This is a genomic window from Mesorhizobium sp. M1A.F.Ca.IN.020.03.2.1 (assembly GCF_004023205.1).
In the GTDB taxonomy this organism is placed as follows: Bacteria; Pseudomonadota; Alphaproteobacteria; order Rhizobiales; family Rhizobiaceae; genus Mesorhizobium.
This window is the reverse complement of record NZ_RZSV01000222.1, coordinates 1-9,017: the sequence shown is the minus strand read 5'-3', so window position 1 is coordinate 9,017 and position 9,017 is coordinate 1. Positions and strand designations below refer to the sequence as shown.

Below are 9,017 nucleotides of genomic sequence, written 5' to 3'. Positions count from 1 at the left end.
CCCGGTAGCGGGGTCATTGACGTCGAGAAGGACCGCGCTCGGATTTATCTGATGAAGTCGCGCCCGCAGGGCCTCGACGTCGCTTGCCTCGGTGAGATCGGTCTTGGTCAGCACGATGCGGTCGGCGACTGCCGCCTGCTTCACCGCCTCGACATGGCCATCCAGCGTGGCCGCCCCGTTGACGCCGTCGACCAGCGCGATGACGCCGTCGAGCCGGAAAGCCTGCACCAGCGCCGGATGCGCCATGATCGACTGCAGCACCGGTGCAGGATCGGCAAGGCCGGTGGTTTCGACCACGACCCGGGCCAGCCTGGCGATGCGTCCGGTCTGCAGCCGGTCGACGAGGTCGGCCAGCGTATCGACGAGTTCGCCGCGCACCGTGCAGCAAAGGCAGCCGTCGGAAAGCTGGATGATGCCGTCTGAGGCTTGCTCGACGAGCAGATGGTCGATCGCCACCTCGCCGAACTCGTTGATGATGACGGCTGTGTCGGCAAGCGCCGGATCCTTGAGCAACCGGTTGAGCAGCGTCGTCTTGCCGGCCCCGAGAAAGCCGGTGAGCACCGAGACGGGTATGGGAAAGCCGCTGCGCCCGGTCATGGCGAGTTTGCCGCCTTGGCCGGCTGATCCCCCTGCGCTGCAGCGGCAGCGGTTGCGGCGGGTGTGGCGCCGGCCGGCAGAGGCTTGTCGGGCCGCCAACTGGGCAGCGGCACATCGGCATAGTTCTGATCGGTCTGGTCGACGAAAGCCTTGGGCGCCGGCCCGGTGGCCCCGCCAAGGCCGACCGCGATCAGCGTCGGGTGATCGAGTTTCACCTGATAGGGCGATTTGGCCTTGTCCTTGGCGGCGACGGCAGGCGCTGCCTCCGACTGCTGTTCCTTCGGCTTCTTCTTGCAGATCTCGTCCTGCAGGTCGTTGGGCGACAGCGTGTCGCCATAGGGCTTGAGCGCCGCGAGCGTCGTCGACCCGGCCGCCGGCGCGTCAAAACCCTGGTCGAGCAGCTTCGCCGCCGCTTCGGCGCGGCTGATGGCGGATTTTTCGCCGAGCACCACGGCAACCAGTGTGCGGCCATCGCGCGTCGCCGAGCCGATCATGTTGAAGCCCGAGGAGCAGACGAAGCCGGTTTTCATCCCGTCGGCGCCGGGATAGCGCCCGATCAGCAGATTGTAGTTCGGGATCGCCTTCTTACCGACGGCAAGGCCCTCGATAGAGAACCACGGCGCATATTGCGGGAAGTCGTTGCGAAGCGCCGTCACCAGGACGGCAAGGTCGCGCGCGGTCGTGTACTGGTCCGGCGAGAACAGCCCATTCGGGTTGACGAAATGCGTTCCGACCATGCCGAGCCTGGCGGCCTCGGCATTCATGCGGTCGGCGAAGGCGGCCTGCGATCCGCCGATGTTCTCGCCGACGGCCATGGCGATGTCGTTGGCCGACTTGACCAGCATCATCTTCAGCGCATTGTCGAGCCGCATGACCGATCCGGGCTTGAAGCCCATCTTGCTCGGCGGCTCGCCGGCCGAATGTTTCGTCACCTTGATCGGCGAATCGAGCGCCACCTCGCCGGCGGCGATCGCTCGGAACGCCACATAGGCCGTCATCAGCTTGCTCAGCGAGGCCGGATACCAGCGCTTGAAGGCGTCCTGATGCTCCAGCACCTTGCCGCTCTTCAGGTCGAACAGCACCACCGGATTGGCGCGCGCAGTGCCGGAAAGCATCGGCAGCGCCAGCGCCCCCGCAAGCAATAGGTTGAGGAAATGCCTCTGCCGCATGATCAATTCCGAAATCGCCTCTTGCCGTAGTTGCCGCTGGCTCCGTAAGATTTCGCTGCGCGATGGCCAGCATAGTGCGGACCGACCCTCGACTCCGGGCCGCATTATGCGGTGCTATTTACCCTATGTGACGTCAAAATGGCAAAGCGCCAGACGATCACACTTGCCGGGCAGCGGCCCTGAATTGCCTGCCCCAACAAAGAAATGGAACGATTATGCCAATTCTCAACCGTGCCGCGGAAATGCAGGAAGAAGTCGCGGGCTGGCGGCGCCATCTGCACCAGACGCCGGAACTGAACTTCGACGTTTTCCAGACCGCCGCCTTCGTCACCGACAAGCTGCAGGCTTTCGGTTGCGACGAGGTTGTGACCGGCCTCGGCAAAACCGGCGTCGTCGGCATCATCCGCGGCCGTAAGGGCGAGGGTCCGGCCATCGGCCTGCGCGCCGACATGGACGCTTTGCCGATCAACGAGATCACCGGCAAGCCTTACGCGTCGAGCGTTCCCGGCAAAATGCATGCCTGCGGCCATGACGGCCACACCGCCATGCTGCTCGGCGCAGCCAAATACCTCGCCGAAACGCGCAATTTCGTCGGCTCCGTGGCGGTGATCTTCCAGCCCGCCGAGGAAGGCGGCGGCGGCGGCAACGAAATGGTCAAGGACGGCATGATGGACCGCTTCGGCATCTCGAAGGTGTTCGGCATGCATAACATGCCCGGCCTTCCCGTCGGCGAGTTCGCCATCAAGCCCGGCCCGATCATGGCGGCGACCGCCGAATTCACCATCACCGTCAAGGGGCATGGCGGCCATGCGGCGATGCCGCATGCCACGATCGACCCGATCGTAATTACCAGCCACTTGGTGAGCGCTTTGCAAACCATTGCTTCACGCAGCACCGATCCGGTCGAGGCCGTCGTCGTGTCGGTGACCAAATTCCATGCCGGCGATGCCTACAACGTCATACCGGAAAAAGCCGAGATCGCCGGCACGGTCCGCACGCTGAAAAAGGAAGTGGCCAGGAAAGCGGAAGAGAAAATCCGCGCCATTTGCGCTGGCCTGGCATCAGCCTTCGGCGCGACGATCGAGGTCGACTACGACCCCAACTATCCCGTCACTTTCAACCATCCGGAAGAGACGGCCTTCGCCAGCGATATTGCCGCCGGCGTCGCCGGCGACGCGAATGTCCACCGCGCCATCCAGCCGGTGATGGGCGGTGAGGATTTTTCCTACATGCTGGAAGCGCGCCCCGGCGCCTTCATCTTCATCGGCAACGGCGACACCGCCGGCCTTCACCATCCGGCCTATGACTTCAACGACGAGGTCATACCGCACGGCATGAGCTATTGGGTGAGGCTGGCGGAGACGGCGCTGGCCGCCTGACCGCTTTGCACGGAGGCGACCTTCCCGGCCGATTCCCGCCGATCGGCCGGTAACGCCTCTTGGCGAACCGGCCCGAAGCGTTTATGTGTCGGGCCGCGTGGTCCCGTAGCTCAGTAGGATAGAGCGGCAGATTCCTAATCTGTAGGTCACAGGTTCGATTCCTGTCGGGATCACCAACTAAATCAAATGGTTGGCTGACTTTTGCAATGCTCCCATGTTGCATTTTCTTGCAACTGGGCTCCCGTTGCTTTCCGTTCGCTCGAATCTCAAGCACTCCCTGGCCGCCGCGGTGAGAGCGCGGGCAGGGCAATCAGATGCGCCGGCCGGTTTTGGCGTCGAACAGATGCGCCGAGGCGCGGTCGATCTCGATCCGCACGCTCTCGCCTTGCTTCAGCGCCAGCCGCTCGCGGAAAAGGCAGGAGATCACCTCTCCGCCGCAGTCGACCGTGGCGAAGATTTCCGAGCCGGTCGCCTCCATGAGCGTGACTGTGCCGGAGAGACCCTGGCCGGTCGCCCGGATATGCTCGGGACGAATGCCGTAGACCAGTTCCCTTCCCGCGGCTTCGCTCGGCCGGATGCCTTGCGGTAGCGGCAACGTCAGCCCACCGGCACTGCGGAAGATGCCCTCCTCGATGTGGCCGTGGATGAAGTTCATGGCCGGCGAGCCGATGAAGCCGGCAACGAACAGATTGGCCGGCCGGTCGTAGAGATCGAGCGGCGCGCCGATTTGCTCGACCAGACCGTCGTGCAGCACGACGATCTTGTCGGCCATGGTCATCGCCTCGATCTGGTCGTGCGTGACATAGATGGTGGTGGTGCCGAGCCGCTGATGCAGCGCCTTGATCTCGCCGCGCATCTGCACGCGCAATTTGGCGTCGAGATTGGAGAGCGGCTCGTCGAACAGAAACACCTGCGGGTCGCGCACGATGGCGCGGCCCATGGCGACGCGCTGGCGCTGGCCGCCGGAAAGCTGGCGCGGATAGCGGTCGAGCAGCTTTTCCAGGCCGAGAATGCCGGCTGCCCGCTTCACCCGGCTCGCGGTATCGGCCGGATCGGCTTTCTTGATCTTGAGCGCGAAGCCCATATTGTCCGCCACCGTCATGTGCGGGTAGAGCGCGTAGTTCTGGAACACCATCGCGATGTTGCGGTCCCGTGCCCTGAGGTTGTTCACGGTGCGCTCGCCGATTGCGATCTTTCCGGCCGAGATCGTTTCCAGCCCCGCGATCATGCGCAGCAGCGTCGACTTTCCGCAGCCCGACGGTCCGACCAGGATGACGAACTCGCCATCGGCGATATCGACGCTGACATCGTGGATGATCCGAGTGGCTCCGAAAGCCTTCTGCACGTTGTTGATGCTTACCGATGCCATTGCATATCTCCGAAAGAATGAGGGCGGATCAGGCGCTCAGCCACCCTTGACCGCGCCGGCGGTCAGCCCGGCGACGATCTGCCGTTGCGCGAACATGGTCAGCACCAGCACCGGCAGCGTCACCACCAGCGCGGCGGCGGCGAGCGGCCCCCAGCTCACCTGCTCGTAGGACAACATGTTGTAGACCGCGACCGGCAGTGTCCGCGTCTCGCGGCTGGCGAGCACGACGCCGAAGACGAAGTTGTTCCACGAGAAGATGATCGACAGGATGAAGGCGACGACGATGCCGGGCTTGGCGATCGGCAGCGCGACCAGGCGAAACACCTGCCACGAACTGGCGCCGTCGATGTTGGCGGCCTCCTCCAATTCCATCGGCGTCGTCTCGAAATAGCCGATCATCACCCAGACCACGATCGGCACCGTCACCACCAGATGGATGATGATCTGCGGCCAGAGCGTGCCGAGGATGCCCAGCCACTGAAACAGGAGGAACAGCGGGATGAGATAGGAAAGCCCGGGCGTCATGCGGGCGATCATGATGACGATCGCCGAGCGTTCCGCCTTGAGCCTGGCGATGCCATAGCCGGCCGGCACGCCGATCAGCAGCGCCAGCAGCGTCGCCGTGCCGGTCACCAGCACCGAGTTCCACAGATAGAGCAGGAAATTGTTCTCCTCGAACACCTTTGCGTAGTTCGACCAGGCGAAGCGCTCCGGGATCAGGATCGGCGGATAGGCGCCGTTGTCGATCTCGAACTTCAGCGACAGCGAGATCATCCAGAGGAAGAACAGGATCGCCGGCGAGACCAGCACCAGCGCCGCGAAGAACAGGCCTATCTTGTTGAGCAGCCGCGAGCTCACCTATTTGCCCTCCGTGTCGACCCATTGCGAGCGCTGGCGCAGCATCAGGAGGATGAAGGACAGGGCCACGATGACGATGAAGAACACCACCGCCATGGCCGAGCCGTAGCCCATGTCGTAATAGGAGAAGGCGGTGTTGTAGAGATAGATGTTGATTGTTTCCGATGCCGTGCCCGGCCCACCTTGGGTCATCGCGTAGATGATATCGAAGCTCTTGAGCGCATCGATCGTGCGGATGATGACCGCGATCATCAGAAACGGCGCGATCATCGGCAAGGTGAGGTAGCGGAACTGCTGCCAGGCATTGGCGCCGTCGATCTCGGCGCTTTCGAACGGCTCGCGCGGCACTGACGCCAGCCCACCCAGCACGATCAGCATCACCAGCGGCGTCCACTGCCAGGTCTCCACCGCGACCAGCGAAGGAATTACGGTGTTGGCGTTGAATATCCACTCCTGCGCCGGAATGCCGACTAGCGACAAGAGATAGTTGAGCACGCCGAGCTGCGGATGGAACATCATGGTCCAGACCAATGCCACGGCGACGGGCGTGGCCATCATCGGCATCACGAAGACGCCGCGCAGCAGGCCGCGCAAGGCAAACCTGGCGTCGAAGATGAGCGCGGCGACGGTACCGAAAAACATCGGCGCGACCACCGACAGGAAAGTATAAATCAAGGTATGCCAGAGCGATTCCCAAAACCGCGGATCGCTCGCCAAGCGCAGATAATTTTCCATCCCGGCAAAGCTTCGCGACTGGCCGAGCGTCCAGCTGTTGACGCTCATCCACAACGTGAAGGCCCAGGGGAAGACGATCACGGCGCCGACGACGACGAGCGCAGGAATGACGAAAGGCCAGTAGTTTGGAGCCAGCCGGATCGGCTGGCTCTCTTCGACGGCTTGCGTCGTCACCCCTGCGCGTTCCGGGGCGATGGCGGACATCAGCCTTGCTCGCTCCTGTCGAGAACCGGCTGGAACTGCTCGGTGGCCTTCTTCAGTTCGTCGGCGGGATCGGCGCCGGCAATCATGTTGGTCAGCGCCACGCCATAGATGTCGCGGAACTCGGTCACCGGGATGATGACCGGCAGCGCCAGCCGGCTGATGTTGCCTGAGCCGACCACGGCATCCAGCCAGCTCGGCGGCATGGTGACGCCTTCGCGCACCTTGGGATCTTCCAGCACCGACTTGCGGAACGGCACGCCGGCGCCGGCCTGCAGCAGGCGCGCGCCCATGGCCGGAGAGACCGCCCACTGGCAGAACAGATAGGCCGCTTCCTTCTTCGCGCTGGCGGACGTGACACCGATGCCGTCGCCGAACGTGCCTGCGGCATGCGCCTTGGGTCCCTTCGGCATGACGCCATAGCCGACCTTGCCGACCACCCGCGACTTCTCCGGATTTTCCATCGGCGGTGCGAAGCCCACGCCATCGAACCACATGCCGATCTTGCCCTGCAGGAAGGCGGATTGCGCCTCGGCCCAGTTGAAGCCGGTGACGCCGGGAGGCGCGGCCTTGGTCATCAGCCGCTTGTAGAGGGCGGCAGCCTCGATCGCCTCCGGCGAGGTCGTGCGCAGCTTGCCGTCGCTGCCGAGCGGCGTCATGTCGTAGCCGAGCATCAGAGACGTCCACACCGGCGTGTTGGCGTTCTTGAGACCGCGTGCGACGAAACCGAAGGTGTTGCTTGAGGGATCCGTCAGCGCTTCAGCGGCGGCCACCAGCTGCTCGAAGCTCTCGGGATATTTTATACCTTTGGCGTCGAACAGCTCCTTGTTCCAGTAGAGGATCCAGTAGTCGACCGAGAACGGCAGCGAGCGCAGCACGCCCTGGCCGTCCTTGGCGAACTGGATGCCCGCCTCGGCGAAGTCGCTTTCGGTCAGCCCGGGATCGGTGAGGCCCGGATCGGCAACGAAGCCGGAAATGTCGGCCAGCCAGCCGCCCTTCTCGAACTGGCGCTTCTGCACATGGTAGCTCAGATGCACGACGTCGAAGCTCGGCTTGCCGGAGCTGAGCTCGATCACCGTCTTCTGGCGCTGCTGCTGTTCGGGTGTCGCCTCGGCATTGACCTTGATGCCGGTCAGCTCCTCGAACTCCGCGAGATTCTTCAGGATGGTGTCGCTGCGCGGGCTCTTGACCAGGTTGACGTCGAGCGTCGTGCCGGCAAAGCGCTTCCAGTCGACGCCCGCGGCGAAGCTCGGACGAAGACCGACGAGGCCGGTGGCGGCGAGAGCCGCGGTTCCCTGGAGCAGCTGCCTTCTGGTTGGACTGAATGGATTGGACGACATTTCTTCCTCCCGGTTGTCGTTGTCGATTACGCCACGACGATTGCGGCGCGGTTTTGCTTCCTCAAACCTGCAGCGCCAGCCGGCGCGCATTGTCGATGTGCTGGCTGATCGCCTCGACCGCCATCTGCGGATCGCGTTTCTCCAGGGCCTCGATCACCGCAAGATGCTCGCGCATGACCGGCACGACCCGACCGTCGATGCGGAACCGCTCCTGATGGATGAGCCGGATCTTCACCGAATTTACCAGATAGGCCTTGGCGATGATCTCGTTGCCCAGCGCGCTGATGAAGGTGTCATGCATAGCCCAGTCGATGTTCTGGGCCTTGGCTTCCATTTCGGGGGTCGGGGTCTGCGCCAGCGCTTGGGCGAGCATGTCCTCGTGCTCGCGCCTCAGACCCGCAATCTCGGCGTCGGACGCGTTGACGGCAAACAGCGCGACCGCCTCGCGCTCTATGAACAGGCGGAACTGGAAAGCCTCGCGGATCAGGCTGATGTCGATATGCGCGATCTGCATGCCGCGTTGCGGTATGGTGGTCAGCAGTCCCTCGGCCTCGAGCCGCGGCACGATCTCGCGGATGGCTCCGAGCGGCAGGCCGGTGAAGGCGACCAGCTCGCGCTGCGAAACGAACTGGCCGGGCCTGAGGTCGCGGGCCAGCAGATGCCGCGTGAAGCTGGCATAGGCCTTCTCCCTGAGGGTTGCCGGTTCGCTCGTGTCGTCCATGCCGATCAGCGCCCTCCCCGGTTCAGGCTGCCTGTGTCGCAAACAGCCTGTCGTAAGCGGCGCCAAGCTGTTGCCGTTCCTGCAAGGCTACCGGCACGAGCGGCGGCCGAACCGTCAGCCAGCGTTCGTCGCCGGTTTGGCGCGCCACCATGGCCTTCACCGCCGGGATGACCGGATGCCGGAGCAGTTCGAGGACGAAGCTTTCCACGCGGGAGTCGTCGCGTCCGCTCTCGATCATGGCGCGCAGTTCGCCGGCGGCGAAATTGGCCATGCCGGAAATCGCGCCCTGGCCGCCGATCCGCACCGCCGGCGCCAGATGCCGTTCGTCGCCGATGAGGATGATCAGGTCGCCATGCGTCTTGAGCAGCGCTTCGCTGTAGCCCCAGTCTCCACCGGAATCCTTGACCCCGGCGACCACGCCCGGATACGCCTTGCGAAGCCGGCCGATCAGGTCGAGCGACAGCTGCACCGTCGTGACCGAGGGGATGTTGTAGAGCAGCATGCCGCGGGCCAGCGGACCGAGCGCGGCGAACACGGCGCCGAACCAGCCGAACAACCCATCGTCACCGACATTCTTGAAATAGCTCGGCGGCGCCAGAAGGATGTTGCGGGCGCCGCGCTGCAACGCCTGGCGGCACTGCTCGGCAG

The 9,017-nt window shown here is 64.1% G+C and carries 9 protein-coding genes and 1 tRNA gene; 2 read left to right on the top strand and 8 right to left on the bottom strand.

Features of this window, described 5'->3' with window-relative positions; all coding sequences use genetic code 11:
* The coding region (locus EOA79_RS25930; RefSeq protein WP_164893950.1) for a GTP-binding protein at positions 1-597 on the bottom strand (597 nt) is incomplete at its 3' end.
* On the bottom strand, positions 594-1,766 hold the full coding sequence (locus EOA79_RS25925) for a D-alanyl-D-alanine carboxypeptidase family protein (protein WP_095824007.1): 1,173 nt from the start codon (positions 1,764-1,766) through the stop codon (positions 594-596). The genes EOA79_RS25925 and EOA79_RS25930, both read right to left, overlap by 4 nt.
* A gap of 215 nt (positions 1,767-1,981) precedes the next feature.
* On the opposite strand from EOA79_RS25925, the gene EOA79_RS25920 reads away from it, so the two are divergent.
* Positions 1,982-3,145, top strand: coding sequence for a M20 aminoacylase family protein (locus EOA79_RS25920; RefSeq protein ID WP_095799871.1), 1,164 nt, complete (start codon positions 1,982-1,984; stop codon positions 3,143-3,145).
* Between the two features lie 99 nt (positions 3,146-3,244).
* Positions 3,245-3,321: transfer RNA gene (locus tag EOA79_RS25915), tRNA-Arg, on the top strand.
* A gap of 134 nt (positions 3,322-3,455) precedes the next feature.
* On the opposite strand, the gene ugpC is transcribed toward EOA79_RS25915, so the two are convergent.
* From ugpC to EOA79_RS25885, 6 genes are all read right to left on the bottom strand, one after another.
* A complete protein-coding gene (gene ugpC / locus EOA79_RS25910) occupies positions 3,456-4,514 on the bottom strand; it encodes a sn-glycerol-3-phosphate ABC transporter ATP-binding protein UgpC (RefSeq protein ID WP_066990385.1) in 1,059 nt (352 codons plus the stop codon).
* 36 nt (positions 4,515-4,550) lie between these two features.
* On the bottom strand, positions 4,551-5,372 hold the full coding sequence (locus EOA79_RS25905; RefSeq protein WP_082953638.1) for a carbohydrate ABC transporter permease: 822 nt from the start codon (positions 5,370-5,372) through the stop codon (positions 4,551-4,553).
* Entirely contained in the window at positions 5,373-6,311 is a 939-nt protein-coding gene (locus EOA79_RS25900; protein ID WP_095799868.1) for a sugar ABC transporter permease, read from the bottom strand.
* Positions 6,311-7,648: a sugar ABC transporter substrate-binding protein gene (locus EOA79_RS25895; protein WP_128293423.1), complete on the bottom strand. Its 1,338-nt coding sequence runs from the start codon at positions 7,646-7,648 to the stop codon at positions 6,311-6,313. The genes EOA79_RS25900 and EOA79_RS25895 overlap by 1 nt, the downstream gene beginning before the upstream one ends.
* 61 nt (positions 7,649-7,709) lie before the next feature.
* Positions 7,710-8,369: a GntR family transcriptional regulator gene (locus EOA79_RS25890; RefSeq protein WP_095799867.1), complete on the bottom strand. Its 660-nt coding sequence runs from the start codon at positions 8,367-8,369 to the stop codon at positions 7,710-7,712.
* A gap of 22 nt (positions 8,370-8,391) precedes the next feature.
* Positions 8,392-9,017, bottom strand: a 626-nt coding sequence (locus EOA79_RS25885; protein WP_164893949.1) for a dihydrodipicolinate synthase family protein, incomplete at its 5' end; no start/stop codon positions are given.

Bases quoted from the DNA above. Each gene is read 5' to 3' on its own strand.
- EOA79_RS25925 (WP_095824007.1), bottom strand. From the start codon at position 1,766: ATGCGGCAGAGGCATTTCCTCAACCTATTGCTTGCGGGGGCGCTGGCG.
- EOA79_RS25920 (WP_095799871.1), top strand. From the start codon at position 1,982: ATGCCAATTCTCAACCGTGCCGCGGAAATGCAGGAAGAAGTCGCGGGC.
- ugpC (WP_066990385.1), bottom strand. From the start codon at position 4,514: ATGGCATCGGTAAGCATCAACAACGTGCAGAAGGCTTTCGGAGCCACT.
- EOA79_RS25900 (WP_095799868.1), bottom strand. From the start codon at position 6,311: ATGTCCGCCATCGCCCCGGAACGCGCAGGGGTGACGACGCAAGCCGTC.
- EOA79_RS25895 (WP_128293423.1), bottom strand. From the start codon at position 7,648: ATGTCGTCCAATCCATTCAGTCCAACCAGAAGGCAGCTGCTCCAGGGA.
- EOA79_RS25890 (WP_095799867.1), bottom strand. From the start codon at position 8,369: ATGGACGACACGAGCGAACCGGCAACCCTCAGGGAGAAGGCCTATGCC.